Consider the following 26546-nt stretch of genomic DNA (forward strand, 5'->3'; position numbering starts at 1 on the left):
CGTGGCGCATCGCCCGAAGGTCACGTTGCCGATAAGATTGCGTTTCCGCAATCCGCCTGAGGACGCTCGTCATGCCCATCAAGGTCGCCATCAACGGCTACGGCCGCATCGGCCGCAACATCCTGCGCGCGCTATACGAGGCCAATCGCAGCGACGCGATTCGGATCGTCGCCATCAACGACCTCGGCGATGCCGAAACCAACGCCCACTTGACGCAGTACGACACCGCGCACGGACGCTTTCCCGGCAGCGTGACGGTGGAAGGCGGCGATCTCGTGGTCAACGGCGACCACATCAAGGTGTGCGCCGAACGCGACCCGGCCAAACTGCCCTGGGGCGCGCTGGGCGTGGGCGTGGTGCTGGAATGCACGGGTTTGTTCACCAGCAAGGCCAAGGCCGCCGCGCACATCGCCGGTGGCGCCAGAAAGGTGATCATCTCCGCGCCGGGCGAGAAGGATGTGGACGGCACGTTCGTCATGGGCGTCAACCACGACCAGATCAAGGCCAGCCACCAGGTGATCTCCAACGCCAGTTGCACCACCAATTGCCTGGCGCCACTGGCCAAGGTGCTGCACGCCAGGGTCGGCATCGTGCACGGGCTGATGACCACCATCCACTCGTATACCAACGATCAGGTGCTGACCGACGTCTATCACAAGGATCTGCGCCGCGCGCGCAGCGCCACCATGAGCCAGATCCCGACCAAGACCGGCGCCGCCGCCGCGGTGGGCCTGGTGCTGCCGGAACTCAACGGCAAGCTCGACGGCTTCGCCATGCGCGTGCCGACCATCAATGTGTCGGTGGTCGATCTGACCTTTGTCGCCGCGCGCGCCACCAGCAAGGACGAGATCGACGCCACCGTGCGCGAGGCCAGCGAGGGCGCGCTCAGGGGCATCCTCGGCGTGAACACCAAGCCGCTCGTGTCGGTGGATTTCAACCACAACCCGCTGTCCAGCATCTACGACGCCACGCAGACGCGGGTGATGGGCGGCACCCTGGTCAAGGTGCTGAGCTGGTACGACAACGAGTGGGGCTTCTCCAACCGCATGCTGGATATGACGCTGGCGCTGATGGCGGCGCGCTGAGCGCGCACGCGATCGACGTGGTCGCGCGCGATTCTGGATCCCGGATCGGCGCTGCGCGCCGTCCGCGATGACGAGGACAAAACCGCAACGCGCTCGTCCCGAGTCCCGAGTCCCGATTTATTGAAGCGCGATACGTTGCTCGCTCTCGGCGTCGAAGAAATGCAGCGCGGCCGGATCGAAGCTCAACTCCATGCTGTCGCCCACTGCGGGCAAACAGTCGGGCGTCAGGCGCGCGGTCAGCGCGCACGCGCCCCAGCGCATCCCCACGAACACCTCGCTGCCGACCGGCTCGACCACATCCACCTGCGCGGCGCAGCGCGGCCAGCTTCGCGGCGTCGCGGCATCGGCCAGGTGCAGATGCTCGGGACGCAGACCCAGCACCAACTTGCGCCCATCGAATGCCGCGAGGCGCGCATGCGTCTCGCCCGGCAGGGCCAGCGCCATGCGCGTATCGGCCGCCAGCTCGATGCTGCCCGCTGCATCTGCGCGATAAATCCCGCGCATCGTGTTCATCGCCGGACTGCCCAGGAACCCGGCCACGAACAGGTTGACCGGCGCCCGGTACAGGCGCATCGGCGTATCGATCTGCTGGATCACGCCGTCTTTCAGCACCACGATGCGCTGGCCGAGCGTCATCGCCTCGATCTGATCGTGGGTGACGTAGATCATGGTGGTGCCCAGGCGCCGATGCAGGCGCGCGATTTCCACGCGCATGCTCAGACGCATCTTGGCGTCGAGATTGGACAGCGGCTCGTCGAGCAAGAATACCTTGGGCTCGCGCACCAGCGCGCGTCCAACCGCCACGCGCTGCTGCTGTCCACCGGACAACTGACCCGGCTTCATCTGCAAGGCGTGCTCAAGGCCCAGCATGGCCGCGGCGGCCTGCACCTTGATCGCGACCTCGGCGCGCGGAACCCCGCGCAGCTTGAGACCAAAACCCATGTTCTCGGCTACGTTCATATGCGGATACAGCGCGTAGTTCTGGAACACCATCGCGATATCGCGATCCTTCGGCGGCAGGTCGTTAACCACGCGTCCGCCGATGCTGAGCGTGCCGGCGCTGATGCTTTCCAGCCCGGCGATCATGCGCAACAAAGTGGTCTTGCCGCAGCCGGACGGGCCGACAAACACGATCAGTTCACCCGGCTCCACCTCGAAGTTGGCCGCGGCAACCGCAGTGCGTCCGTTGGGATAGACCTTGCGCACATTTTCGAGCCTCACACCGCTCATCAACCGCTCTCCGCAGACTGCGCGCTACACAGCCGCAGTACGTTCAGTTATCCTGCCATGTAATCGTTTACATGCCCATCCGTCAACCTTCGGAACCCCTTCATGACCGCGCATGACACCACTTTCCCGGAGGATTTCCTCTGGGGCACCGCGACCTCGGCCTATCAGATTGAAGGCTCGCCGCTGGCCGACGGCGCCGGCCCCAGCATCTGGGAACGCTTCGTGCATACGCCGGGACTCACCAGTGGCGGCGATACCGGCGATGTAGCTTGCGATCATTACCGGCGCTGGCGCGAGGATGTGCGCATGATGACCGACTTGGGCATGCGCGCCTACCGCTTCAGCGTGGCGTGGGCGCGCGTGATGCCCCAAGGCCGCGGCCCCGTCAACGCCAAGGGGCTGGATTTTTACTCGCGCCTGGTCGATGAACTGCTGGCGCGCGGCATCACACCGATGACGACGCTGTTTCATTGGGATCTCCCGGCCGCGCTGGACGATCGTGGCGGCTGGCTCAACCCGGACATCGCGCACTGGTTCGCCGATTACGCCGAGGTGATGTTCAAGGCGCTGGACGGTCGCGTGCGCCACTGGGCCACGCTCAACGAACCCTGGGTGGTGACCGATGGCGGTTATCTGCACGGCGCGCTGGCGCCCGGCCACCGCAGCCTGTACGAGGCGCCCATCGCCACGCATCACTTGCTGCGCGCGCACGGCGCCGCGGTGCAGCGCTATCGCAGCGTGGGCAAGCACCAGATCGGCCTGGTGGTGAACCTCGAACCCAAGTACGCCGCCAGCGACAGCGCCGCCGATCAGGCCGCCACGCGCCGTGCGCACGCTTACATGAACGGGCAATACCTGGATCCCGCGCTGCTTGGCCGCTATCCCGAGGAAATGCCGGAGATCTTCGGCGCGGCCTGGCCCGAGTGGCCCGCGGCCGACTTCGATCTGATCAGGCAGAAGCTCGATTTCATCGGCTTCAATTACTACACGCGCAGCATCACCCGCGACGCGCCCGAGGCCTGGCCGGTGCGCGCCGGACGCGTGCTGCAACCGCAGGGCACTTACACCGAAACCAGTTGGGAAGTGTTTCCGCAAGGCCTCACCGATACCTTGCAGTGGATCCGGGAACGCTACGACAATCCGCCGGTCTACATCACCGAGAACGGTGCGGCGTTCTACGATCCTCCGGTCGCGGAAAACGGTCGGGTGGTCGATTCGCTGCGCGTGGATTATCTTCGCAAGCACATCGGCGCGGTGCACACGGCAATCGCGGCAGGCTCGGACATCCGCGGCTACTTTGCGTGGTCGCTGATGGACAACTTCGAGTGGTCGCTGGGTTTCGCCAAACGCTTCGGGCTGGTGCACGTCAATTACGCCACCCAGCAGCGCACCCCCAAGGACAGCGCGCGCTATTACAGCCGCGTGGTCGCCAGCAACGGAGCCGCGCTGCACGAGGAACCCTGATGCACGAGCAATTCCTGCTGTTCGGCGCCACCGGAGACCTGGCCGCCGGGCAGGTATTTCCAGCACTGGCCAATCTGTTGCGCGATCGCCTGCTGCCCGCCAACTTCCGTGTTCACGCCGTCGCCAAACATCCGTTCGAGACCCAGGAAGCTTTCCGCGATTGGCTGTTGGAGCGCGTGCACGCGCGCGCCGGCGATGCCGTCGACATGGACGCGCTGCACGAGCTGCTGCAGCGCACCGATTACACCTCGGTCGATCTGAGCAAACCCGAGGCGCTGGGCGCCGCGCTCAAGCTGGAGCCCGGCGCGCGGTTGCTCAGCTATCTGGCGGTGCCGCCGGATCTGTTCGTGCCGATCGCGCAAGGCCTGAAGGCCGCCGGCCTGCTTGAAGATCCAGCGCGATTGCTGCTGGAAAAACCCATCGGCCGCGACCTGGCCAGCGCGCGCGCGATCAACGCCGCGATCGCCGCCTGCGTGCCTGAATCGCGTGTGTTCAGGCTCGATCATTACCTCGGCAAAGCCACCGTGCAGAATCTGCTGGCGCTGCGCTTTGGCAACACACTGCTGGAAGCGGTATGGAGCCGGCGCTGGATCGAGCGCGTGGACATCCTGGTGGCCGAGACCGCGGGCGTGGATGGCCGCGAGCAGTATTACTCGCGCTATGGCGCGCTGCGCGACATGGTGCAAAACCACATGCTGCAACTGCTGTGCCTGGTCGCCATGGAGCCACCATCGGCGCTGGATGCCGACACCGTGCGCGATCAGAAACTGATGGTGCTGCGCGCGCTGCGTCCATTCAGCGCGCAATCCGCGCCGGATGAGTCGGTGCGCGGCGTGTATCAGGCCGGCGTGGTCGGCGCGCAGGCGGTCGGCGGTTTCAGCCAGATCGAAGGCCAGTCGGTGGAAACCTTCGTCGCGCTGCGCGCGCACATCGACAACTGGCGCTGGGCCGGGGTGCCGTTCAATCTGGTCACCGGCAAGCGTCTGGCCACGCGCTCGACGCAGATCGTGGTCACCTTCAAGCCGGTTTCGCACTGGCTGTTCGAAAAGCCGCGGCGCTCGCAGGCGGCGCCCAATCGCCTGCTGGTCCGCCTGCAGCCGGAGGAGAACATCGAGCTGCACCTGATGAGCAGTCTGGCCGGTCCGGAATGGGGCGCCATGGAACTGCAATCGCTGCCGCTGAATTTGTCCATGGCGCCGACACGACGTCGGCGCATCGCCTATGAGCGCTTGTTCCTCGATGCGCTCAATGGCCGCCACGCGCTGTTCGTGCGCGATGACGAAGTCGAGGCCGCATGGCAATGGATCGACAGCATTGCCGACGCATGGCGTGTCGCTGATTTCGCGCCGCAGCCCTATGTGGCCGGCTCGTGGGGACCGCGCACGGCGGCGCCCTTTTTGCCGCCACCCATGGCGCGCGCCGCGGCCGCAAGTCCAAGGGCTTCGGCATGAGCGCCGCCAGCGTGCTCCTGGCCGATGTCGGCGGCACCAACCTGCGTCTGGTGCTGGCCGATGCCGAGCGCGGCGTGGACCAGGACAGCCTGGTCAGCCTGCGCGTGGCCGAGCATCCCTCGCTCGAGGCTGCGGCGCGCAGCTATCTGCGTGCGCGTGGCGCGCAGCCCGAGGTGGCGGTGTTTGCCGTCGCCGGGCGCGTCGAGCAGGGCCGCGCGCAAATCACCAATCACCCTTGGCACATCGACTGCGTCGCGCTGCGCGCGCTGCTGGAGATTCCGCGCATCAAGTTGGTGAACGATTTCGCCGCCATGGGCGCCAGCCTCGCCGCGCTGCGGGCCGGCGACATGGTCGCGCTGGGTTCCGCCCTGCCCGATCTCGGCGCCGGCAGCGATGGCTGTTTCGCCGTGCTTGGCCCCGGCACCGGTCTCGGCGCGACCGCGGTGCTGCGCCGTGGCGGGCGCTGGCTGGTCATGGAAACCGAAGGCGGCCACATCGGCTTCGCGCCGCAGGACGTGCTGGAAATCGAGCTGCTGCGCGTGCTCAGCGCGCGCTTCGGGCGCGTGTCCAACGAGCGCCTGATCTGCGGCGGCGGACTGTTGAATCTATACCGCGCGCTGGGTGAGGTGCGCGGCGAGCCGGCGCCGGCGCTCACGCCCGAAGCAGTCAGCTCGGACGCGCTGCGCGGCAACGCGCTGGCGCTGGCGGCGTTGGAACGCTTCGTACTGATCCTCGGCAGCGTCGCCGGTGACTTGGCGCTGGCCTATGGTGCGTGGGACGGCGTGCTGCTCGCTGGTGGTCTGGTGCCGCAACTGCTGCCGCGCCTGCAATCCGGCGATTTTCGCACGCGCTTCGCCGCCAAGGGCCGCTTTGGCGCCACGCTTGCGCGCATCCCCAGCGCCGCGATTCTGCATGCGCAACCTGGGTTGCTGGGCGCATTGGCCATCGCTGGCGGACGTGCCGAGGTGCATCACTGCGGCGCCGAATCCGGAACCTGCGCATGAACACGCTGCCAGCCAATCCGGCGCCAAAAATCGCCCCCGAACATGCAGCGCGCTGTATTTTTCTACCTTATGCCGACGCCGATGCCTGGGCTACCGCTGCCGGCGGGGCGATCGGCGCCGCGCTGCAGTTGGCGCTGGGCAGCCACGGCCGGGCGCTGCTGCTGGTTTCCGGCGGCAGCACGCCGGCGCCGGTGCTGGGCGTGCTGGCGCGACTGCCGCTGCCATGGCCAAAGATCAGCATCGGCCTGGTTGACGAGCGCGTCACCGAGGACAGCGCCGGGCGCAACGATGTGCTCACGCGCCGCACGCTGCTGGATCAGGGGGCGCAGGCCGCGATTTTCCACCCGCTGCTCACCGACGCCACGCTGGATGCCGAGGTTGCCGCGCGCGCCGCATCGGCGTGGCTCGACGCAATCGGCATTCCACCCAGCGCGGTGATTCTGGGCATGGGCGACGACACCCACACCGCATCGTTGTTTCCCGGCTCACATGACCTCGCCGCTGCGCTGACCACTGCGCGGCCGTACGTCGCCATCGACGCCACGGGTTGCGCTGTCGCCGGGGCTTATCCGCAGCGCGTCAGCCTGACGCCGGCTGGTCTGGCGCCGGCGCGCAAGCGCGTGCTGCTGCTGCGCGGCCAGGACAAACTCGCTGCGTTCGAGCGCGCGCTGGTACTGGGCGATGCGCAGCAGGCGCCCATATGTGTTGCCTGCGATACGCCGGGCGCGACGCTGGAAGTGTATTGGGCGCCGTGATGCGCGCCACATCCCGGAGGCAACATGAGCATCCACCCGCGTTTGCACGCGATCACCGAACGCATCCGCCAGCGCAGCGCACCGCGGCGCCAGTCGTATCTGGACGCCATCGCCGCGGTGCCGCGCGATGCGGCGCGCCGGCATCTGAGTTGCGGCAATCTCGCGCATGGTTTTGCCGCCAGCGCGGCCGCGACCAAGGCGCGCCTGCAGGGCGGCGCCACGCCCAACCTCGGCATCATCAGCGCCTATAACGACATGCTCTCGGCGCACCAACCGTTCGAGAGCTATCCGGCGCAGATCCGTGCCACGGCGAACGCCGCCGGCGCCACCGCACAAGTCGCTGGCGGTGTGCCGGCGATGTGCGATGGCATCACCCAGGGTCGCGCCGGCATGGAGCTGTCGCTGTTCAGCCGCGATGTCATCGCCCAGGCCACCGCGGTGTCGCTCAGCCACGCCATGTTCGACAGCACGCTGTACCTCGGCGTGTGCGACAAGATCGTGCCCGGCATGCTGATCGGCGCGCTCAGCTTCGGCCATCTGCCCGCGATCTTCATTCCGGCCGGACCCATGCCCTCGGGCATCTCCAACCAGGCCAAAGCCAAGGTGCGCGAGCGCTACGCCGCCGGCCAGGCCACGCGCGCGGAGCTGCTTGAAGCCGAGGCGGCGTCTTATCACGCCCCTGGCACCTGCACCTTCTACGGCACCGCCAACTCCAACCAACTGCTGCTCGAGGCGATGGGGCTGATGCTGCCCGGCGCCGCCTTTGTCAATCCCGGCACGCCGCTGCGTGAAGCGCTGACCCGCGCCGCCACGCTGCGCGCCATCGAAATCAGCACCCTGGGCCAGGATTACCGCCCGCTGGGCCTGCTGGTGGACGAACGCGCCATCGTCAACGCCATCACCGTGCTGCTAGCCACCGGCGGCTCCACCAACCACAGCATCCACTGGGTGGCGGTGGCGCGCGCGGCCGGCATCGTCCTCGACTGGACCGACCTCAGCGAGCTGTCCGAGATCACGCCGCTGCTGGTGCGCATGTACCCCAATGGCGATGCCGATGTGAACCGCTTCGAGACTGCCGGCGGCATCGGTTTCGTGCTGCGCGAGCTGCTCGACGCCGGCCTGCTGCACGGCGCTGCGCGCACGGTGTTCGGCGACAGCCTGCGCGATCACGCGCGCAAGCCGCAGTTGGATAACGCAGGTCGCCTGCACTGGAACGATGCGCCAGCCGCCAGCGGCGAGCGTGAGGTGCTGCGCGGCGCGCAGGATGCCTTCGAACCACAAGGCGGCCTGCGCCTGGTGCAGGGCAACCTGGGCCGCGCGCTGATCAAGATCGCGGCGCTGAAGCCCGAGCAGCGCCGCATCCGCGCGCCGGCGGTGGTGCTGCACGACCAGCACGCGCTGGCGCGTCGCCACGCCGACGGCACCCTGCCGCAGGATTTCATCGCGGTGCTGCGCTTCCAGGGCCCGCACGCCAACGGCATGCCCGAGCTGCACAGCCTCACCCCGCTGCTGGGCCACCTGCAAAACCAGGGCCGGCGCGTGGCGCTGGTGACCGACGGGCGCCTTTCCGGAGCCTCCGGCAAGACGCTCTCGGCCATCCACCTCACCCCCGAGGCTGCGCGCGGCGGGCTGCTGGCCAAGGTGCAAGAAGGCGATGTCATCACCCTCGACGCCGAGGCCGGCGTGCTGTCACTCGATGTCGATGCCGCCTCGCTGACTGCACGCACGCCGGCGCCGGCGCCGCGCAGCGGCTGCGACGTCGGCCGGCGCCTGTTTGGCCACAACCGCGCGCAAGTGCTCGATGCCGAGCACGGCGCGCTGTCGATCACCCTCGATCCCGAGGATTGCAGCAGCGATGCCGACGCGCTGCGCACGCCGGCTCAAGGCTGCTGAACGGAGAAGCACATGAACGCCCATCACGACACCGCCGCCACGCTGGCCGAGCGCCAGCAGCAGACCCTGCAGCTCCTGCGCCGCGCGCGCATCATGCCGGTGCTCAGCCTCGCCTCGGTCGAACAAGGCTTGGCCTGTGCCAAGGCGCTGGCCGCGGGCGGGCTGACCGCGATCGAGATAACCCTGCGCACACCGGCCGCGCTGGCGGCGATCCGCGCCATCCGCGACGCCGGGCTGGCGCTCACGGTTGGCGCCGGCACCGTGCTGGATGCCGCGCAACTGGATGCCGCGATCACGCACGGCGCCGAGTTCATCGTCACCCCCGGCACGCCGCCGGCGCTGGCCGAAGCCTTGCAGCACGTGCCGCTGCCGGTGATTCCGGGCGCGGCCACCGCCAGCGAGATCATGGCGTTGCACGCGCGCGGCTTTCGCGCGCTGAAGTTTTTCCCGGCTGCCTCCAGCGGCGGCGTGGCCGCGCTCAAGGCGCTGCGCGGACCCTTCGCCGAGCTGCACTTCTGCCCCACCGGCGGCATCGGCGAGCATGACGCCGCCGACTATCTGGCCCTGCCCAACGTGCCCTGCGTCGGCGGCTCGTGGATGGTGAACAAGGAATGGCTGGATGCCGGCGACTGGGCGGCGGTCACCGCCAGCGCAAGGCGCAGCATGGGCGGCTAGTCCGTCCCGGCGCGCCCGCTTCGTACCAGTCAACAGCGAACGATCAGTTGCTAGCGGGTGGCAGGGTACGGCGCGTGATCGCCGGCCGCACGAAATCCACGAACGTCTCCAACCGCACCAATCGCTCGATCAAATCACGCGCGCGCGCATCCATCTGATCGACTTTTTTGGTGAGCTGTTCCACGCGCTCACTCAGCACGATGGTTTCGCGGATGCCCTTCAGCACGTCGCCCAGCGTCGTCATGCCGTGATCTCCCGCCGCACCATCCGCGCGAACAACTGCGGATCGAATGCCGCGAACTCGGCCTTGGCGCGCGCGCGCGCCGCCGCCTCGATTTCGGGCAGGCGCCGTTCCGACTCGTCCAGCCGCGCCAGCGTCCGCTCAAGCACGGCCCGCGCCCGTTCCGTGGAGGCCGCAAGTTCTTCCACCAGCGCCGCCAGCAGTGCGTCATCGCCGAGTGCTTGCCGGCGCATGTAGTCGCCCACGGACAGCTTCTCCGCGGCAGCACGCAGCGTTACATCCGATTTCTGTTCGGGCGTCATCAACACCACAACCCGCGCGGTCGCCGCCATGATCGATACTCCTGTGCATGCGCATGCACACCATATGCCGCGGGTGGAGCCAATTCAATCGAGCCATCAGCAGTCAGCTCGGATGCGCATGAGCGCATGATGCAAGCGTGGGTGGACACACAACCCCTGGGCTGCGCAGAAAGCGGCGAGGAATGCATGACCGCGCAGACCGACCGAGACCAATGTTCAACAGCAGCCATCGGCATGCGCGCGATGCCCGGCCCGCGCGACGCCGCCCTGGGTGAGTCCCTGCGCGCTGGCGTCGTGATGCGCGGCGATCACGCCGGCCACGGCTTGGCTGACGCGCTTGCCGGTGGGGATGTGCAGGAACTCGTTGGGGCCGTGCGCGTTGGAGTGCGGGCCGAGCACGCCGGTGATCAGGAACTGCGCATCGGGAAACTTCTCGCCGAGCATGCCCATGAACGGGATGCTGCCGCCCTCGCCCATGTAGGCCGGCGGCGCGCCGAAGGCGGCGCGCGCGGCGGCGTCCACCGCCTGCGCCAGCCAGGGCATCAGCGCCGGGGCGTTCCAGCCGCTGGAGGCTTTTTCCAGTTCGAAGCTCACCTTGCAGCCGTAGGGCGCGTCGCGCTCCAGCAGGCGCTTGACGTGCTCGCCGGCGCGCACACCATCGAGCGAGGGCGGCAGACGCAGGCTGAGCTTCAGTGCGGTGTACGGGCGCAGCACGTTGCCGGCGCTGCCAAGCGGCGGCAGGCCTTCGGCGCCGGTCACCGCGAGCTGCGGGCGCCAAGTGCGGTTGAGCACCAGCTCGGTGAGATCGCTGGCGATCGGCTGCATGCCGGGCAGCCACGGAAACTTGTCGTACACCGCCGCGCCCAGCGCCTGCGCCGCGGCCTGTGCCTGCGCGCGACGCTCGGCGGGTACCTCGGCATTGAGCGCGGGATCGCTGATCACGCCGCTGTGCTCGTCCTCGATGCGCGACAGCAGTTGGCGCAACACGCGGAAGCTGGAAGGCACCACGCCCGAAGCATCACCGGAGTGCACGCCTTCGCTCAGCACATCCACGCGCAGGATGCCGCCGGTCATGCCGCGCAAGCTGGTGGTCAACCACAGTTGCTCGTAGTTGCCGCAGCCCGAGTCCAGGCACACCACCAGCGAGGGCTGGCCGATGCGCGCGGCCAGATGATCGACGTAATACGGCAGGTCGTAGCTGCCGGATTCCTCGCAGGCTTCGATCAGGATCACGCAGCGCGCGTGCGGCAGACCCTGATCGCGCAGCGCCAGCAGCGCCGCCAGCGCGCCAAACAGCGCGTAGCCGTCATCGGCGCCGCCGCGACCGTACAGGCGATCGCCGCGCAGCACCGGCCGCCACGGATCCAGTCCGGCGCTCCAGCCTGTCATCTCCGGCTGCTTGTCCAGGTGTCCGTACAGCAGCACGCAATCATCGGCGCGCGCTTGCGCGCCGGCACTGGCCGGCACCTCGATGCAGATCAGCGGCGTGCGTCCGGGCAGTCGCACCACTTCCAGCGTGGCGCCGGGCAACGCGCTGATTTTCCGCCGCGCCCAGTGCTCCATCTGCGCCACCGCGGCATCCATGTAACCGTGCACCACCCAGTCCGGGTCGAACATGGGCGATTTGTTGGGAATGCGGATGTACTCGCTGAGTTGCGCAACGATTTCGTCGTCCCACAGGCCGCCGATTTGGCGGGCCAGACGCTGACTGTCCATGACGAAGCTCCTGCAAGTGAAGGCGAATTTTACTCCGCGCCGACACTGCGTAGGCGTGAACCGACGCGCACACGCCGACGTCACGCACACGGCGCATCCCGTCCTGCCGGCTGTATCGGCACAGCGCCTTGTCTAACGTGGACTCACGGTGCCCTCGATGGCGCCGCAACTACATCACTGATCGGGAGAATGCATCATGCGCAAGACCATCCTCGCCCTCGCCGCGCTGCTCGCCTTCGGACTGGCTGGCGCCGCCCAAGCCGGCAAGCCGGTCAATGTCAACCGTGCCGACGCCGCCATGCTCGCCGATTCGCTGGACGGCATCGGTCTGGCCAAGGCGCAGGCCATCGTCGCCTGGCGCACCCAGCACGGCGCCTTCAAACGCGCCGAAGACCTCGCCGAGGTCAAGGGCATCGGCGCACGCACCGTGGAACGCAATCGCGGCTTCATCCGCCTCAACGACAGCGGTGCCGCGCCGGTTCCGGCCGCCAGACCCGTCGCGGCCAAGCACTGAGCTCGCATCACCATGCAGCGCGCGGCCGGCAGGGTGGACACCCCGTCGGCCACCCTGTGCATGCGCGCTCGGCGCGCCATTGGCGGCGGCGCATGCGAACAAACTCGATCGCGGGACTGGGACTTGATTCACCCGCGACAGGCGCCTAGCCTCGCAACTCTCTGCCCTGCGGCAGTGATTCCGGGGACCGCGTGTCGACCGCTCCTGCCCACAGCCTGCCGGCGCTGATCGAGCAATTGCTGCGCGCCACCCGCGCGCACGATGTGCAGCGCGTGGCGGCCGCACTGCGCCACATGATCAGTAGCCTCGATGCGACCGCCGGAGTGGCCCTGCATGATTGGTCCGAAGCACTGATCGCCGAGCGCCAGACGCAACTCGCGCGGTACGACCAGCTCACCGCCAATCTCGCGCGGCTGCAAAGCGCCGAACGCCTGCAGCGCGCGCTGTATACCATCGCCGAGCAGGCCGGCAGCGAGCGCAGTCTGCCCGAGGTCATGCACACGATGCACGACATCGTGCGCACGCTGATGTACGCCGAGAACTGCTACTTCGTGCTGCATGACACGCGCGCGGACACCGTGCGCTTCGCGTACTACGCCGATGTCGCCGATCCGGATCCACCGCATCCCGAGCACCACTACCCGCTCGAGGAAATGCGCTACAGCCCCACCTGGCACCTGATTCGTGGCGGTCAGGCGTTGCGCGGTCCGCTGGATGAAATCGCGCGTCAGGTGCAGGGGCCGCTGCAAGCCGCCGGTCCGATGTGCGTCGACTGGCTGGGCGTGCCGATGCGCCACGGCGATGAGGTCATCGGCGCCATCGCCGTGCAGAGCTACCGCGACGACGCGCGCTACAGCGCCGAGGATCAGGCGCTGCTGAGCTACGTGGCACAGCACATCCAGTCCGCGCTGGAGCGCCGCGAGGCCCACGTCGATCTGGAAAAGCGCGTGCACGAGCGCACCGAGGCGCTGCGCGAAGCCAACCGCGTGCTGCAGCAGCAGGTACTGGAACGCCAGCGCGGCGAGCGCCTGCAGGCATCCTTGTTCCGTATCGCCGAACTGGCCGGCACCAGCGACAGCCTTGAAGCGTTCTACGCCGCCGTGCACCGCGTCATCGGCGGGCTGTTGTACGCACGCAATTTCTACATCGCGCTGCTGTCCGAGGACGGGCGCGAGCTGCAGTTTCCGTATTCGGTGGACGAGCGCGACGCGGTGCGCCGCCCGCGCCGCATCGGCCGTGGCCTGACTGAGTACGTGATCACGCGCGGCGCCGCGCTGCTGGTCAACGAGAGCGACATGCAGGCCCTGCGCGAGGCCGGCGAGGTGGTGCAAAGCGGCTCTGATTCGGTGTGCTGGCTGGGCGTACCGCTGGTGCTAGGCGAACGCACCGTGGGCGCGCTGGTCGTGCAGAGTTACATGCCTGAACACCGCTACACCGCGCGCGATCAGGACCTGCTGACCTTTGTCAGCTATCACATCGCCAATGCGCTGGACCGGCGCCGCAGTGCCGATACGCTCAAGGCCGCCTATGCCGATCTGGAGCGCCGCGTGGCCGAGCGCACACGCGCGCTGGCGCTGGCCAACCGCGACCTGCGCGAGCAGGTGGCCGAGCGCGAGCGCGCCGAGCGCCGGCTGAAGTTCGAGACCCTGCACGACTCGCTCACTGGCCTGCCCAATCGCAACCTTCTGGTGCAGCGCCTCGAGCACGCGCTGGAGCGCCACAAGCTGGATACCCAGCGCCGCTTCGCGGTGCTGTTCCTCGATCTCGATCGCTTCAAGGTGATCAACGATTCGGTCGGCCATCTGGTCGGCGACGACTTGCTGTTCCAGGCCGGCAGCCGCATCCGCGGCAGCTTGAAATCGCAAGACGTGGTCGCGCGTCTGGGCGGCGACGAGTTCGCGGTGCTGATCGAGAACGTGCACGACATCGATGAGGTCACGCGCGTGGCCGATCGCATCATCGCCAGCATGCAGGCGCCGTTCCAGCTTGGTCAGAAGGAAATGTTCACCTCGGTCTCGATCGGTATCGCCATGGCCGAGCCGCACTACGTGCGCCCCGAGGAATTGCTGCGCGACGCCGACTCGGCGATGTACCGCGCCAAGGCCGAGGGCCGCCAGCGCTGGGCGGTATTTGACGATCTGCTGCGCCGCGAAGCGGTGCTGCTGCTCGATCTCGAGGTGGATCTGCGCCGTGCGCTGGCGCGCAGTGAGTTCGTGCCCTACTACCAACCGATCACGCGTCTCGCGGATGGCGTCACGGTCGGCTACGAGGCGCTGGTGCGCTGGCTGCATCCGCAGCGCGGTGTGCTGGAGCCGGGTCAGTTTCTCACCGTGGCCGAGGACAACGGCTCGTCCGAGGCGATGGATTGGATGGTGTTCGAGCGCGTTGCCGCCGAGGCACGGCAACTGCTGGGTGACAGCGGTTTCGTCAGCATCAATCTGTCGGCGCGGCACTTCCGCAGTTCCGGCCTGACCGCGCGCCTGCTGGCGCTGCTGGGGCGTCACGAGATTGCACCGGAGCGCCTGCGCATCGAGGTCACCGAGCGCGTGCTGCTGGACAACCCGGAGGAGTTCAAGCGCACCCTGGCCGATCTGCGCGAACAAGGCATCGCCGTGTCGCTGGACGATTTCGGCACCGGTTATTCGTCGCTGAGTTATCTGCACCAGTACCCGCTGCAGGCGCTGAAGATCGACCGCTCGTTCGTGATCGCGCTGGACGACGGCGAGACAGGCAACGGCTACGCGGTGATTCGCACCATCCAGGCACTGGCCAGCACGCTGGGCATGAGCGTGATCGCCGAAGGCATCGAGGACGCCGCGCAAAACGACCTGCTGCTCAAGCTCGGTTGCCCCTACGGTCAGGGCTATTTGTACGGGCGCCCGCAGCCGCTTGCCAGTTGGATCAGCACGCCGCCGGCTAATGTGGTGTGGATGAAACCGGTGCGCTAGGCGACACGGCCAGAACGCGCTCGGCATCGACCGCATCCAGCGTGTAGCGCGCGGCACAGAACTCGCAGATCACCTCGATCTCGCCGTCACGCGCGGCCAGCACTGCCTCGACCTCGGCGCGCCCCAGTGTGCTCAGCATGGCCTCGACGCGCGCGCGCGAGCACGAGCAGCCGAAGCCCAACGCGCGCGCCACGAACAGGTGCGGCCGCTCCTCGTGATACAGCCGATGCAGCAATTGCGGCACCGGCAACGTCAGCAGCTCGGAGGCGCCCAGGGTGTCGGTGAGGTGGCCGACGCGCGGCCAGGCATCGCCATCCCCGACATTGCCACCTGGCAGTTGCTGCAACAGCAAGCCCGTAGCGACATCGTCATCGGCCGCCAGCACGATGCGCGTCGGCAACTGCTCGGACTGCTCGAAGTAATCCTGCAGCGTGCCCGCCAGCGTGGCGCGCCGTATGCTCACCAGACCCTGATAGCGCCGGCCGTGCGCACTACTGCCGAGGGTGATCGCCAGCAGCGCCTCGGGTTGCGCGCTCAAATCCAGCGGCGCAGCCGGCACCAGCACGTCGCTCTCGTGCAGATGCGCCAGCCCGCGCAGACGTCCGGCATCGGTGCACTCGGTGAACAGCAGGCGCAGCGCGCCGGCGCTCTTGAACTCCAGCGACAGCGCGCCCTGCAGCTTGATATGCGCGGTCAACAACGCGCTCGCGGCCAGCGCTTCACCGAGCACTGCGCGCAGCGGCGCCGGATAATTCTGTCGCGACGCCACCTCGCGCCATGCCGGCCCGAGCCGCACCAGCGCGCCGCACACGCCGGCGCGTTCGAGCATGAAGGCTTGCAGACTGTCATCGACTTGCATCGCGCGATCCTGCCAGCAAAACAACGAGATGTGGCTGCATGCGCCACGATCAAGTCGGCGCTGGCACCTATACTTTCGTGCATTCGACTGGCCCGCCATGACCAAGCCCACCAAATCCCGCCGCCGCTTCTGGCGTTATCTGCTGCGCGCCATGCTGGCGTGGTTCGTGATCACCGAACTGCTGGTGCTGAGCCTGCGCTGGATTCCACCCATCACCAGCGCGGTGATGATCGAGCGCTGGATCGGCGCGCGCCTGCACGGCGACAGCCGTTACCGCACCGACTACCACTGGGTGCCGTGGCGTGCGGTGTCGCCATGGGCGCCGCTGGCCATGGTCGCCGGTGAAGACCAGACCTTTCCCAGCAACTGGGGCTTCGACTTCGGTGAGATCAAGGACGCCATCGATGCCGCCGACCACGGCGCGCGCCTGCGCGGCGCCAGCACCATCACCCAGCAGACTGCGAAAAACCTGTTCCTCTGGGATGGACGCAGCTATGTGCGCAAGGGCATCGAGGCCTACTTCACCGTGCTGCTGACGCTGAACCTGCCCAAGCGGCGCATCCTTACCATCTACATGAACATCGCCGAACTGGGCAACGGCGTGTTTGGCGTCGACGCCGCCAGCCGCGTCAACTTCGCCAAGCCGCCCTCGCGTCTCACGCCGCGCGAGGCCGCGCTGCTGGCCGCGACCTTGCCCAATCCACACATTTACCACGCCAATCGACCCTCACCCTACGTGCTGCGCCGCGCGGCGTGGATCGAGCGGCAGATGCGCCAGTTGGGCGGGCCGTCCTACTTGCCGAAGTGATGCCCGCTCAGCCCACGCTCAACCGCGCGGCCAGCGCCAGCAAAGTGAGCAGCAGCACCGGCGCGGTCAGCACGATGCCGACACGGAAGTAATAACCCCAGGTGATGGTGCTGCCCTTGCGCGCCAGCACATGCAGCCACAGCAGCGTGGCGAGGCTGCCGATGGGGGTGAACTTGGGGCCGAGGTCGCAACCGATGACGTTGGCGTAAATCATCGCTTCACGCACAGGCGCGCTCAAGCCCTGAGCCTGATGGATGCCCAGAGCGCCGACCAGCACCGTGGGCATGTTGTTCATCACCGCCGACAACCCCGCGCTGATGAAGCCGGTGCCCAGCGCCGAGGCGAACACACCATGCCGCCCGATGGTTTCGAGCACCCGCGCCAGATAAGTCGTCAGCCCGGCGTTGCGCAGGCCGTAGACCACCAGATACATGCCCAGCGAGAACAGCACGATCTGCCACGGCGCGCCCTTGATGACACGACGCACATCGATGTGCGCATCATGCCCGCCGCGCCACCAGCGCCCGGCCAGCACCAGCATCAGCAGCGCAGCAATGCCGGTGACGACCGACACCGGTACGTCATACGCGGCGGTGACGAAGTAGGCCATCAGCAACACGACCAGAATGGGAAACGCCCAGCGGAACACAAGCGGGTCGCGAATGGCGCTGGCGGGTGTGTCCAGCCGGGTCATGTCGTACTGCTCCGGAATGTCGCGGCGGAAGTATGCGTACAACACCAACAGCGCCGTCGCCAGCGCCACCAGATCCACCGGCACCATCACCGCGGCGTAGCGATCAAACGGAATCCGGAAATACCCTGCGCTGACGATATTGACCAGATTGGAGATCACCAACGGCAGCGAAGTGGTGTCGGCGACGAAACCGGTAGCCATCACGAAAGCCAGCGCGGCCTTCGGCGAGAAGCCCAGCGCCAACAGCATCGCCAGCACGATCGGGGTGAGGATCAACGCCGCGCCATCGTTGGCGAAGAAGGCCGCGATCACCGCGCCCAGCAGCACGATCAGCGGAAACAGCAGCCGTCCGCGCCCACCGCCCCAGCGCGCCACATGCAACGCCGCCCAGTGGAAAAAGCCCGCTTCGTCGAGGATGAGCGAAATGATGATGAGGCCGACGAAGGTGAAGGTGGCGTCCCAGATGATGTGCCACACCACCGGAATGTCATGCCATTGAATGACGCCCGTGGCCAGTGCCAGCGCCGCGCCGCCCAGCGCGCTCCAGCCGATGCCGAGACCACGCGGCTGCCAGATCACCAGCACCAACGTGGCGATGAAAATCAATGCGGCTGCAAGCATGTCGTGTCGATCCGTGGCGTCAGTGCGTCGTGGCGGCGATCGCCTGCAGTTCGGCGCGCGCGGCAAGCCCGCGCAGTTTCTCATCTGGCAGCGCCAGCAGCAGCTCGATGCGTCGACGCAAGCACAGCAGCGCATCGCGATACGCGACGCGGCGTGAGACTTCGTCACCGTTCACGGCCGCGGGATCGGGCACCCCCCAATGCGCCGTGGCTGGATGTCCGGGCCACAGCGGGCAGGACTCGCCCGCCGCGCTGTCGCACACGGTGAGGATGAAATCCATGCGTGGCGCAGCGGGCGCGGCGAATTCGTCCCAGGACTTGCTGCGCAGGCGCGCCGCGTCATAACCGAGGCCCCGCGCCAGTTCGGCCGCGATCGGCTGTACCTGTCCACTGGGGTGACTGCCGGCGCTGTACGCGGTGAAGCGGCCCGCGCCCAGCGTGTTGAGCAGGGCTTCGGCGAGGATGCTGCGCGCCGAGTTGCCGGTGCACAGAAACAGCACGTTGTAGTGGTGCGCGACGGGTGTCGTGGTCACGGTGTATCCCTGATTTGAGCGGATGAACTGGGGAATGATGCGCGCCAGAACGCGCGCGTTCAGCGCGATGCGCAGCAGCCACTGCTCTGTGGCGCAGGCGTGCGGCAGTCACTGCCAGCCACAGGCTGCGGACCGCAGCAGCGGGGGCTTGCCGCAGGCGTGGCATTCGATTCCGGGCCGCAGCAGGCGCCCGCACCTTGCACGTGCTCAAGTGCGTAATAGCTGGTGGCGCCGCCGACGCTGCGGAAACTTTCCCAGCGCAGCCCCTGCGGGTCTTCGCTCCAGAACTTGTCCGAGCGTGCGTAACAGCAGGTGGTGTCCTGCTCGGCCAGCATCACCGCATCGGCAGCGCTCAGACGCGCGCCGATGGCTTCGAGTTCCTCGGCATCCTCAGCCTGCAGACCGAGATGATCCAGGCCTGGCGCGCGCCCGCGCTGCGAGATGGCGAAGTTGACGCGCGGGTCGTCCAGCATCCACTTGGCGTAGTCCGGCTGCACCACGTTGGGCGCGCAGCCGAACAAGGTCTGGTAGTAGCCGATGCTGGTGGCGAGGTCAGCGACGTTGACGTGTACGTGGAAGCGTTTCATGGTGGTTGGCTCCGGATGCGGGTTGAGGTTTGCAGGCGGCTGGAATCGCGCAAGCGCCGGCGCCCGCGCAACAGTTTTCGGTGAGGTAGGCCAGCAAGGCGTCCATGCGCGCGAAATCGGCGCGGCACTGGATCACGCGACCGCGGCGCTCGTCGCGCACCAGGCCCGCCGCGCGCAAAACGCGCAAATGCGCGCTCAGCGTGGAGTCCGGCACGCGCAGGCGCGCGGCAAGCGCGCCCACGGGCAGGCCCTCGGGGCCGGCCTGCACCAGCATGCGATACAGCGCGAGGCGCGTGTCCTGCGCCAGTGCCTTGAGTGCGGTGATACTTTCATTCAATTCCATGTTTTTAGTTTCATGGAATTATTGTGCGACGTCAAGCCCGGCGTTGCCGTGCGCGCTAGACTCAATCACTCGCACACGCTTGGAGGAGTCATGCGTCAGGTCAAGCATCTACTCGAAAGCAAGGGCAGTACCGTGCATGTGATCGCGCCCGAGCAAAGCGTGCTCGAAGCCGTGCGACGCATGGCCGAGCACCGCATCGGAGCGCTGCTGGTGATGCAGGGCAAGCAACTGCTGGGCATCGTTTCCGAACGCGACTATGCGCGCAAGGTGATCTTGCAAGGCCGCGCCTCGACGGATACGCCGGTGCGCGGAATCATGACCTCACCGGTGCTGACGGTTTCGCCCGAGGAATCGGTCGAGGCGTGCATGCGCTTGTGCACCGACAGCCGGGTGCGCCACCTGCCGGTGGTCGAGCGCGGTGGCGTGGTCGGGGTGATCTCGATCGGCGATCTGGTCAAGGCCGTGATCGACGATCAAGCCGAGGAAATCGAGCATCTGCAGCGCTATATCGCGGGCTGATCCGGCGCGGCGTCCGGGTATGCGGGCGCCTGCTCGGGCGCAAGTTCGCGCGAGCGCGCGGCACGCTAACCCACGCGCGCCGCGAACGCCGCGCCGATGCCGGCAATACCGGCGATTGCGGTCACGCCAAGGCCCAGATCGCGCAGTCCGCTGAGCAGGCTGGTCAGCAGCGGACCGGCGATCGAACTGGGCACGCTGCCCCAGACAAAAACACCACGCCCAGCGCGAACGCGCCAAGGCACTGCTGCGCCAGAAATGCCGGCACGAGCAGCGCCAGATTCAACGCGATCAACGCGAAAAACCCATGCACCGCACCCAGCAATTGCCTGCGATCGGAGCGCGCCACGGCCCAGCCGAATACCGGCACCAGCGCCAGCATCACGATGAAGGTCGTGAGATAAACCACGGCAACGAGATCGAGCCGAGCGCCGCGCCCAGTTGATCGCGGCCGGGCAAATCATGAGGCACGCGGTGAGCGCGCAGAAGAATGCCGCGAACGCCTGCGCCATACGCGGCGTCTCGCCCGGCGAGGGCTGGCGCAGCACGCGCAGCCATTGCAGTGCATGCGGCGGCGCGCGCGGCGGCGTTGGTTGCGTCGCGGTCATCGCGGCCAACCCAGCATGCGGAAATGCGCATTCCGACGGCATGGCGTGGCGGGAGTGAGTAGCGCCCCGCACCGGGCCCACGATGTTGAGAAAATGCAGAGCAGCACTTTCTCGACTGCGGGTACCCTGCGCGCATGAACTACGACCACATCATCGTCGGCGCCGGCTCGGCGGGGTGCGTGCTGGCCAACCGGCTCAGCGCCGACCCAACGCAGCGCGTGCTGCTGATCGAGGCCGGCGCGCGCGACTGGCATCCCTACATCCACATGCCGGCTGGCCTGGCCAAGCTGGTCAATCTCACGCGCTACAACTGGAACTACCACACCGAGCCCGAACCGCAATTGCAGAATCGGCGCCTGTGGTGGCCGCGCGGCAAGGTGCTGGGCGGCTCCAGCTCGATCAACGCGATGTGCTACGTGCGCGGGCGCCCAGCCGATTACGCGCGCTGGGCCGCCATCAGCGGCGACCCAGGCTGGGACTGGCCCGGCGTGCTGCCCTACTTCAAGCGCGCCGAGGACAACAGCCGCGGCGCGGATGCGTGGCACGGTGTCGGCGGCCCGCTGGGCGTCAGCGATCTGCGCCACGTCAATCCGCTCAGCCAGCGGCTGATCCAGGCCGCGATCGCCGCGGGCCTGCCGCGCAACGCCGACTTCAACGGCGCCGCGCAGGAAGGCTTCGGGCTGTATCAGGTCACCCAGCGCAACGGTGCGCGCTGCTCGGCAGCCAGCGCATATCTCGCGCCCGCGCGGGGTCGCGCCAGCTTGCACGTGCTCACCCAGGCGCTGGTCACGCGCGTGCTGCTCGATGGCCACAGCGCGGTGGGCGTCGAGGTGTTGCGCCGCGGCCAGCGCGTGCGCATCGAAGGCACCGCGGTGACGCTGTGCGGCGGTACGCTCAACTCGCCGCAACTGCTGATGCTGTCCGGCATCGGCCCGGCGGCGGCGCTGCGCGCGCACGGTATCGCGCTGGTGCAGGATCTGCCCGGCGTCGGTGCCAACCTGCAGGATCATCTGGACATCTGCACCTTGGTGGAAAGCAACAGCCGCGACACCTATGACCATACCCATGACCTCGCCGTGGCGCTGCGCTTCCTGCTCACACGGCGCGGCATCGGCACCTCCAACATCGCCGAGGCCGGCGGCTTCGCGCGCAGCCGCTATGCCAGCGACGCCGAATGCGATCTGCAGTTCCACTTCGTACCGGCACTGCTCGACAACCACGGCCGCACGCGCCTGCCGGGGCGTGGCTATACCCTGCACGCCTGCGCGCTGCACCCGCGCAGTCGCGGCTGGCTGACGCTGGTCTCGGCCGACCCAGCCGCGCCGATCCGCATCCAGGCCAATTACCTGTCCGATGCGCAAGGCCACGACCTGTGCATGCTGCTGGAGGGCGTGCGCATGGCGCGCAAAATTTTCGCCCAGGTGCCATTCGCCGCGGTGCGCGGCCGCGAAATTTTTCCCGGCGCTGACGCGCAGGACGAGTCCGCGCTGACCGCCTTCATTCGGCGCAAGGCCGAGACCATTTATCACCCGGTTGGCACTTGCCGCATGGGCAACGACGAGCACGCGGTGGTCGATGCGGCGTTGCGCGTGCATGGCATCGCAGGTCTGCGCGTGGTCGATGCCGCGGTGATCCCGGAACTGCCCAGCGGCAACACCAATGCGCCCACGATCATGCTCGCCGAGCGCGCCGCCGATCTGTTGCTGGGACGCGTGCCGCCCATGGCCTAGGCGACCTGTGGTTCGCCCAGCACCAGTGGCAGCGGGCAATGCAGCGCCGCGCAAACCACGCGCAGCAGTTCGGCCTCGGCGACGCGCACCTGGCCATCCTCGCGCACCGCGCGCGTGAGACCGCGCACCAGCAGTTCCTTGCCGGCGGGCGCGAGCTGGTCGAGTTGCGCCAGCGCGGCATCAAGCTGCGCTTGCCAGTCTCCGGGCGGCGCATAGGACGCGCCGAGATCGGGCAGCATTTCCTGCACGCCGAGCTGGAACGCGCGTGCCGCACCAGCAGCATCGTCGTGACCGAACTCGGCCAGCAGCGCCAGCACCAGCAACGCCTGATCCTTGCAGTCGATCAGCTTGCGGCTGCCGGCGACGAAGCCGCGCGCCGGGTCCAGCGCGTCCAGCGCCTGCACGCGCACCAGGGTGGCCAGGCAATATTCGTCCAGCGCGACCTCACCGTCGGCGTGCGCCATTTGCGCCAGCGTCGCGATCAGTTTCTCGATCTCGGCGCGCGGCTGTCGCCGCAACGCGGGAAAGGCCATCGCCGCCAGCGGCAGGCGCGTGAGCGGATGCAACCGCGCCACCGCCGGCGCCAGCACGCCAACCGCCTCGGCTACCGGCGCGGCAAAAGCCTGCGCGATCAATTGCGCCTGCTGCGCGCGCGCCGCGCCTTCCATCGCCAGCGCCAAAGCCAGCACCAGCGGCAGCGCTTGCTGCGGCGCGCGCGCTGCGGCAATTAATTCATCAGGCACCGCGTTGCGCACCTGCGCGGCAGCGGCGAAATCGGCATGGTCGGCCTGACCGACCTGCGCAGCCACCGCCGCCGCCGCGATCGGCGTGCGTGTGTCGACGCTCGGCAAACTAGCGCTCGACAAAATCGGGGCTACGGCAACCGCCGGCGCAACGCCAGACACCACCGCAACGCCCGTCACCGTCGCCATCAGGATTTCGCGTGGCATCAGGCCGGTGGCGCTGGCGCGTGGATCGTCACCGTGCGGGCTGCGCACCAGGCTTTGCCAGCGCTTGGCGATCAGCTCGAACTCGGCCACGTTGAAGCCCGGTTCCAGCGCGCGAATGCGCTGCTCCAGCGGCGGGTGCGTGGCGAACAGCGCGCTCCAGTTGTGGCCTTCGCCGAACAGCATGTGCGAGACCTCCTCGCCATGCACCTGGGTGAACTGCGAGCCCACTTCCAGCGCACCGATTTTTTTCAGCGCGCCGGAGATACCCGTGGTCTGACGCGTGAACTGCACCGCCGAGGCATCGGCCAGCGTCTCGCGCGAGCGCGCCACCGAAGCCTTGATCAGGCGCGCGAAGAACACGCCGATGCCTCCGATCACCAGCAGTCCCAGCCCGATCGCCCACAGTGCATTGCCGTTGTCGCGGCGTCCGCGGCCACCACCAACGCCGATGGAGCCGCCCGTCCAGAACGCGGCATTGAGCAACTGGCGCCCGATCACGCTGAGCACGACGATACCGAACACCACGCCCATCAGGCGAATGTTGAGATGCATGTCGCCGTTGAGCACGTGGCTGTATTCGTGCGCGATCACGCCCTGCAGCTCGTCGCGGTTGAGCGTTTCCAGGCAGCCCTGGGTGACGCAGATGGCGGCATCGCTCGGGCTGTAGCCGGCGGCGAACGCGTTGATGCCGGGCTCCTGTTCGAGCACGTAGATCTCCGGCACCGGCACGCCCGCGGCGATGGCGACTTCCTCGATCACGTTGCGCAAGCGGCGCCACGCCGGGTTGTTGGTGTCCGGCGGCACCGGCGTGGCGTGCAGACCGCGCGCCACCGCGCCGCCGCCGCCGCGCAGCGAAGCGCTGCGGTACATCGACGCCAGCGCGATCACGCCGATCACGCCCAGACTGACCGCGATCAACGTCTGCAGCGGCACCTGCACGCTGCCGTCCGGGTTGCTGGACGCCAGGCCGAACACCACGAAGATCAACGCGTCGACGGCCGCGACGATGGCCAGCACGGCCAGCACGAACAACACCACCATGCGCCGCGAGTGGCGCCGCGCATCGGCTTGGTGGGCAAAGAAATCCACGGCGCGCAGTCAGCTCAGGTGAACGAGACTTTGGGCGCCTCGCGCTTGGCCGGATCATCCATGGCCAGCGGTTCGGCCGCGGCGAAGCCAAAGCTGTTGGCGATGATCGAGGATGGAAACATCTGGCAGCGATTGTTGTAGCCCATCACCGAATCGTTGTAGGCCTGGCGCGCGAAAGCGACGCGGTTCTCGGTGGAGCTGAGCTCCTCGGAAAGCTGCATCATGTTCTGGTTGGCCTTCAGGTCCGGGTAAGCCTCGGCCACCGCGAACAGGCGCCCCAGCGATTGCGTCAACTGCGTCTCGGCGCCGCCCAGTTGCTGCATGGCCTGCGGGTTGCCTGGCGCGGCCTTGGCCGCGGCCAAGCCATTCACCGCGGCGGTGCGTGCCTCGGTCACCGCTTCCAGCGTGCCGCGTTCATGGGCGATATAGCCCTTGGCGGTCTCCACCAGATTGGGGATCAGGTCATGACGGCGCGTGAGCTGCACGTCGATCTGCGCGAAGCTGTTCTTGTAGCCGTTGCGCGCGGTCACCAGGCCGTTGTAGAGCCCGACGACATACAGGACAATCGCGGCAACGACGATCAGCACAATGATCGTGAACATCGGTCGGTCCTCCTTGTGGCGGCGCGGAGCGCTGCGCAGGGCTTGATGAGCATAGCAGTTCATGTCGAAGTTGCATTGGCGCCGGGCGCCTCTGGCCTTGGCCGCGGTCGTACTCATCGCCCTGTCGATTCCCGCGCAGGCCGCGCGCTCCGGCACGGAGATTCCGATTGGCGGGCCATTGCCCAGGGGGCGCGTGGCCAGCAGCATCCGCGCCTACGACAGATGGCTCGATCAGGCCATGGCGCGCAACGACGTCGCGGGCATCGCCACCGCGGTCATCGTCGACAATAAGGTGCGCTGGCAGCGCACCATGGGCTACGCCGACGCGGTGACCGGCGCCAAGGTCACGCCACATACGGTATTCCGCATCGCATCCTTGTCCAAGGCTTTTGCCAGTGCGCTGACCGGACTGCTGGTGCAGGACGGCACCTTCGGCTGGAACACACGCATCGAGCAGGCGCTGCCGTTCTTCATGCTGAAGAACGCCGAATACGCACGTAGCGCCACCATCGCCGACATCCTCAGCCAGCGCCTGGGCCTGCCGCACAATGCCTACGACAACCTGATGGAGGATAACGGCCGCTATCCGGAACTGGTGCGCAAGCTCGATGAGGTCGAACCGATCTGCCCACCCGGCGATTGCTACAGCTACCAGAACGTGGCTTTCAGCCTGATCGGCGACGTGGTCTACGCCGAGACCGGCGATTTCTACTACCACCAGGTCGAAAAGCGCCTGTTCCTGCCACTGGGCATGCGCACCGCGACCTATGGCCGCGAGGCGCTGGAGGCCAGCAAGAGTTGGGCGCGCCCGCACTGGCTCGATCGCGGCCGCTGGGTGCCATTTCAGCCGCGCGAGGCCTACTACCGTCTGGCACCAGCTGCGGGCGTCAATGCCAGCCTCGATGATCTGGAGAAATGGCTGATCGCGCAAATGGGCGGCGACCCGCAGGTGCTCTCACTGCATTTGCTGCACGTGCTGCATACGCCGCTGGTGGAGACCCCCAGCGAACGCTGGGCCACGCCATGGCGCCGCGCGCGCCTGCGCAACGCGCAATACGCACTGGCCTGGCGCGTGTATGACTACGCCGGACACCGGCTGATCTTTCACGCCGGCGCGGTACAGGGTTACCGCGCCATGATCGGTTTTTTCCCCGATCTGCACGTCGGCATGGTGATCCTGTGGAATTGCGATGATGCTGTGCCGGCGCAGTTGATGCCGATGTTCTTCGACAAGCTGCTGGGCCTGCCCTACGTCGACTGGGCCGGGCTGGATCGCGCGCGCGAACGGGCGCATCCTGTGCGCAAACGTCGCCACCCCCGCTAGGCTCC

27 protein-coding genes are annotated in these 26546 nt (G+C 67.6%); 14 read left to right on the forward strand and 13 right to left on the reverse strand.

All coding sequences use genetic code 11. From position 1 onward, the window contains the following. The first annotated feature begins 71 nt into the window (after nucleotides 1-71). Nucleotides 72-1085: a type I glyceraldehyde-3-phosphate dehydrogenase gene (gene gap / locus ACYDAT_RS01455; RefSeq protein ID WP_461439688.1), complete on the forward strand. Its 1014-nt coding sequence runs from the start codon at nucleotides 72-74 to the stop codon at nucleotides 1083-1085. Between the two features lie 117 nt (nucleotides 1086-1202). On the opposite strand, the gene ACYDAT_RS01460 is transcribed toward gap, so the two are convergent. Then, entirely contained in the window at nucleotides 1203-2315 is a 1113-nt protein-coding gene (locus tag ACYDAT_RS01460) for an ABC transporter ATP-binding protein (protein WP_461441487.1), read from the reverse strand. A 102-nt stretch (nucleotides 2316-2417) separates the two neighbouring features. On the opposite strand from ACYDAT_RS01460, the gene ACYDAT_RS01465 reads away from it, so the two are divergent. From ACYDAT_RS01465 to eda, 6 genes are read left to right on the forward strand one after another with little or no spacing between them, the layout of a single operon-like run. Further along, nucleotides 2418-3779 carry a GH1 family beta-glucosidase gene (locus ACYDAT_RS01465; protein WP_461439690.1) on the forward strand — a complete coding sequence of 454 codons (1362 nt, stop codon included), beginning with the start codon at nucleotides 2418-2420 and terminating at the stop codon, nucleotides 3777-3779. Then, a complete protein-coding gene (gene zwf, locus ACYDAT_RS01470) occupies nucleotides 3779-5230 on the forward strand; it encodes a glucose-6-phosphate dehydrogenase (protein WP_461448273.1) in 1452 nt (483 codons plus the stop codon). The genes ACYDAT_RS01465 and zwf overlap by 1 nt, the downstream gene beginning before the upstream one ends. Next, nucleotides 5227-6234: a glucokinase gene (glk, locus tag ACYDAT_RS01475; protein ID WP_461439692.1), complete on the forward strand. Its 1008-nt coding sequence runs from the start codon at nucleotides 5227-5229 to the stop codon at nucleotides 6232-6234. The genes zwf and glk overlap by 4 nt, the downstream gene beginning before the upstream one ends. Beyond that, on the forward strand, nucleotides 6231-6989 hold the full coding sequence (locus tag ACYDAT_RS01480; RefSeq protein ID WP_461439693.1) for a 6-phosphogluconolactonase: 759 nt from the start codon (nucleotides 6231-6233) through the stop codon (nucleotides 6987-6989). The genes glk and ACYDAT_RS01480 overlap by 4 nt, the downstream gene beginning before the upstream one ends. Nucleotides 6990-7013: 24 nt before the next feature. Further along, the gene (gene edd, locus ACYDAT_RS01485; protein WP_461448274.1) at nucleotides 7014-8882 is read left to right on the forward strand and encodes a phosphogluconate dehydratase; all 1869 of its coding nucleotides are present in this window, start codon (nucleotides 7014-7016) and stop codon (nucleotides 8880-8882) included. 12 nt (nucleotides 8883-8894) lie between these two features. Continuing rightward, nucleotides 8895-9557 carry a bifunctional 4-hydroxy-2-oxoglutarate aldolase/2-dehydro-3-deoxy-phosphogluconate aldolase gene (gene eda, locus ACYDAT_RS01490; protein ID WP_461448275.1) on the forward strand — a complete coding sequence of 221 codons (663 nt, stop codon included), beginning with the start codon at nucleotides 8895-8897 and terminating at the stop codon, nucleotides 9555-9557. 43 nt (nucleotides 9558-9600) lie between these two features. Here the strand turns inward: eda and ACYDAT_RS01495 are convergent, their stop codons facing one another. The 3 genes from ACYDAT_RS01495 to ACYDAT_RS01505 form a co-directional block, all read right to left on the reverse strand. Continuing rightward, nucleotides 9601-9801, reverse strand: a complete 201-nt coding sequence (locus ACYDAT_RS01495) for a hypothetical protein (protein ID WP_461438760.1) — start codon at nucleotides 9799-9801, stop codon at nucleotides 9601-9603. Next, nucleotides 9798-10130, reverse strand: coding sequence for a plasmid mobilization protein (locus ACYDAT_RS01500; RefSeq protein WP_297901450.1), 333 nt, complete (start codon nucleotides 10128-10130; stop codon nucleotides 9798-9800). The genes ACYDAT_RS01495 and ACYDAT_RS01500 overlap by 4 nt, the downstream gene beginning before the upstream one ends. Nucleotides 10131-10316: 186 nt before the next feature. Further along, on the reverse strand, nucleotides 10317-11816 hold the full coding sequence (locus ACYDAT_RS01505) for a M20/M25/M40 family metallo-hydrolase (RefSeq protein WP_461448276.1): 1500 nt from the start codon (nucleotides 11814-11816) through the stop codon (nucleotides 10317-10319). A gap of 196 nt (nucleotides 11817-12012) precedes the next feature. On the opposite strand from ACYDAT_RS01505, the gene ACYDAT_RS01510 reads away from it, so the two are divergent. Then, nucleotides 12013-12330: a ComEA family DNA-binding protein gene (locus ACYDAT_RS01510; RefSeq protein ID WP_461438758.1), complete on the forward strand. Its 318-nt coding sequence runs from the start codon at nucleotides 12013-12015 to the stop codon at nucleotides 12328-12330. A gap of 191 nt (nucleotides 12331-12521) precedes the next feature. Beyond that, complete coding sequence (locus ACYDAT_RS01515; protein ID WP_461448277.1) at nucleotides 12522-15278, forward strand: bifunctional diguanylate cyclase/phosphodiesterase; 2757 nt, start codon at nucleotides 12522-12524, stop codon at nucleotides 15276-15278. On the opposite strand, the gene hslO is transcribed toward ACYDAT_RS01515, so the two are convergent. Further along, nucleotides 15247-16137: an Hsp33 family molecular chaperone HslO gene (hslO, locus tag ACYDAT_RS01520; protein ID WP_461448278.1), complete on the reverse strand. Its 891-nt coding sequence runs from the start codon at nucleotides 16135-16137 to the stop codon at nucleotides 15247-15249. The genes ACYDAT_RS01515 and hslO overlap by 32 nt on opposite strands. A 97-nt stretch (nucleotides 16138-16234) precedes the next feature. Between hslO and mtgA the strand changes: the two genes are divergently transcribed. Then, a complete protein-coding gene (mtgA, locus tag ACYDAT_RS01525; RefSeq protein WP_461441494.1) occupies nucleotides 16235-16945 on the forward strand; it encodes a monofunctional biosynthetic peptidoglycan transglycosylase in 711 nt (236 codons plus the stop codon). 7 nt (nucleotides 16946-16952) lie between these two features. Here mtgA and ACYDAT_RS01530 read toward each other — a convergent pair whose 3' ends face one another. From ACYDAT_RS01530 to ACYDAT_RS01545, 4 genes are read right to left on the reverse strand one after another with little or no spacing between them, the layout of a single operon-like run. Next, the gene (locus tag ACYDAT_RS01530) at nucleotides 16953-18260 is read right to left on the reverse strand and encodes an arsenic transporter (protein WP_461448279.1); all 1308 of its coding nucleotides are present in this window, start codon (nucleotides 18258-18260) and stop codon (nucleotides 16953-16955) included. A 19-nt stretch (nucleotides 18261-18279) separates the two neighbouring features. Then, on the reverse strand, nucleotides 18280-18792 hold the full coding sequence (locus ACYDAT_RS01535) for an arsenate reductase ArsC (protein ID WP_461438753.1): 513 nt from the start codon (nucleotides 18790-18792) through the stop codon (nucleotides 18280-18282). 59 nt (nucleotides 18793-18851) lie between these two features. Next, nucleotides 18852-19379 carry an ArsI/CadI family heavy metal resistance metalloenzyme gene (locus ACYDAT_RS01540; protein WP_461448280.1) on the reverse strand — a complete coding sequence of 176 codons (528 nt, stop codon included), beginning with the start codon at nucleotides 19377-19379 and terminating at the stop codon, nucleotides 18852-18854. Further along, nucleotides 19345-19722: an ArsR/SmtB family transcription factor gene (locus ACYDAT_RS01545; protein ID WP_461438751.1), complete on the reverse strand. Its 378-nt coding sequence runs from the start codon at nucleotides 19720-19722 to the stop codon at nucleotides 19345-19347. Before ACYDAT_RS01545 ends, ACYDAT_RS01540 begins: the two co-directional genes overlap by 35 nt. 90 nt (nucleotides 19723-19812) lie before the next feature. On the opposite strand from ACYDAT_RS01545, the gene ACYDAT_RS01550 reads away from it, so the two are divergent. After that, nucleotides 19813-20241 carry a CBS domain-containing protein gene (locus ACYDAT_RS01550; protein ID WP_461438750.1) on the forward strand — a complete coding sequence of 143 codons (429 nt, stop codon included), beginning with the start codon at nucleotides 19813-19815 and terminating at the stop codon, nucleotides 20239-20241. 65 nt (nucleotides 20242-20306) lie between these two features. Here the strand turns inward: ACYDAT_RS01550 and ACYDAT_RS01555 are convergent, their stop codons facing one another. Then, entirely contained in the window at nucleotides 20307-20435 is a 129-nt protein-coding gene (locus tag ACYDAT_RS01555) for a hypothetical protein (protein ID WP_461448281.1), read from the reverse strand. Beyond that, nucleotides 20405-20647, reverse strand: coding sequence for a hypothetical protein (locus tag ACYDAT_RS01560; protein ID WP_461438748.1), 243 nt, complete (start codon nucleotides 20645-20647; stop codon nucleotides 20405-20407). The genes ACYDAT_RS01555 and ACYDAT_RS01560 overlap by 31 nt, the downstream gene beginning before the upstream one ends. A gap of 65 nt (nucleotides 20648-20712) precedes the next feature. On the opposite strand from ACYDAT_RS01560, the gene ACYDAT_RS01565 reads away from it, so the two are divergent. Together ACYDAT_RS01565 and ACYDAT_RS01570 are read left to right on the forward strand one after the other, a co-directional pair. Continuing rightward, complete coding sequence (locus ACYDAT_RS01565) at nucleotides 20713-20904, forward strand: hypothetical protein (protein ID WP_461438747.1); 192 nt, start codon at nucleotides 20713-20715, stop codon at nucleotides 20902-20904. Nucleotides 20905-20980: 76 nt separating this feature from the next. Beyond that, on the forward strand, nucleotides 20981-22576 hold the full coding sequence (locus tag ACYDAT_RS01570; protein ID WP_461448282.1) for a GMC family oxidoreductase: 1596 nt from the start codon (nucleotides 20981-20983) through the stop codon (nucleotides 22574-22576). Here the strand turns inward: ACYDAT_RS01570 and ACYDAT_RS01575 are convergent. Both ACYDAT_RS01575 and ACYDAT_RS01580 read right to left on the reverse strand, forming a co-directional pair. Beyond that, nucleotides 22573-24615: a M48 family metallopeptidase gene (locus ACYDAT_RS01575; RefSeq protein ID WP_461448283.1), complete on the reverse strand. Its 2043-nt coding sequence runs from the start codon at nucleotides 24613-24615 to the stop codon at nucleotides 22573-22575. The genes ACYDAT_RS01570 and ACYDAT_RS01575 overlap by 4 nt on opposite strands. 14 nt (nucleotides 24616-24629) lie before the next feature. Further along, entirely contained in the window at nucleotides 24630-25217 is a 588-nt protein-coding gene (locus ACYDAT_RS01580; RefSeq protein WP_461438744.1) for a LemA family protein, read from the reverse strand. A 61-nt stretch (nucleotides 25218-25278) separates the two neighbouring features. On the opposite strand from ACYDAT_RS01580, the gene ACYDAT_RS01585 reads away from it, so the two are divergent. Beyond that, nucleotides 25279-26541, forward strand: a complete 1263-nt coding sequence (locus ACYDAT_RS01585; protein ID WP_461448284.1) for a serine hydrolase domain-containing protein — start codon at nucleotides 25279-25281, stop codon at nucleotides 26539-26541. The last annotated feature ends 5 nt before the right edge of the window (nucleotides 26542-26546 follow it).

Source organism: Metallibacterium sp. (genome assembly GCF_054637675.1).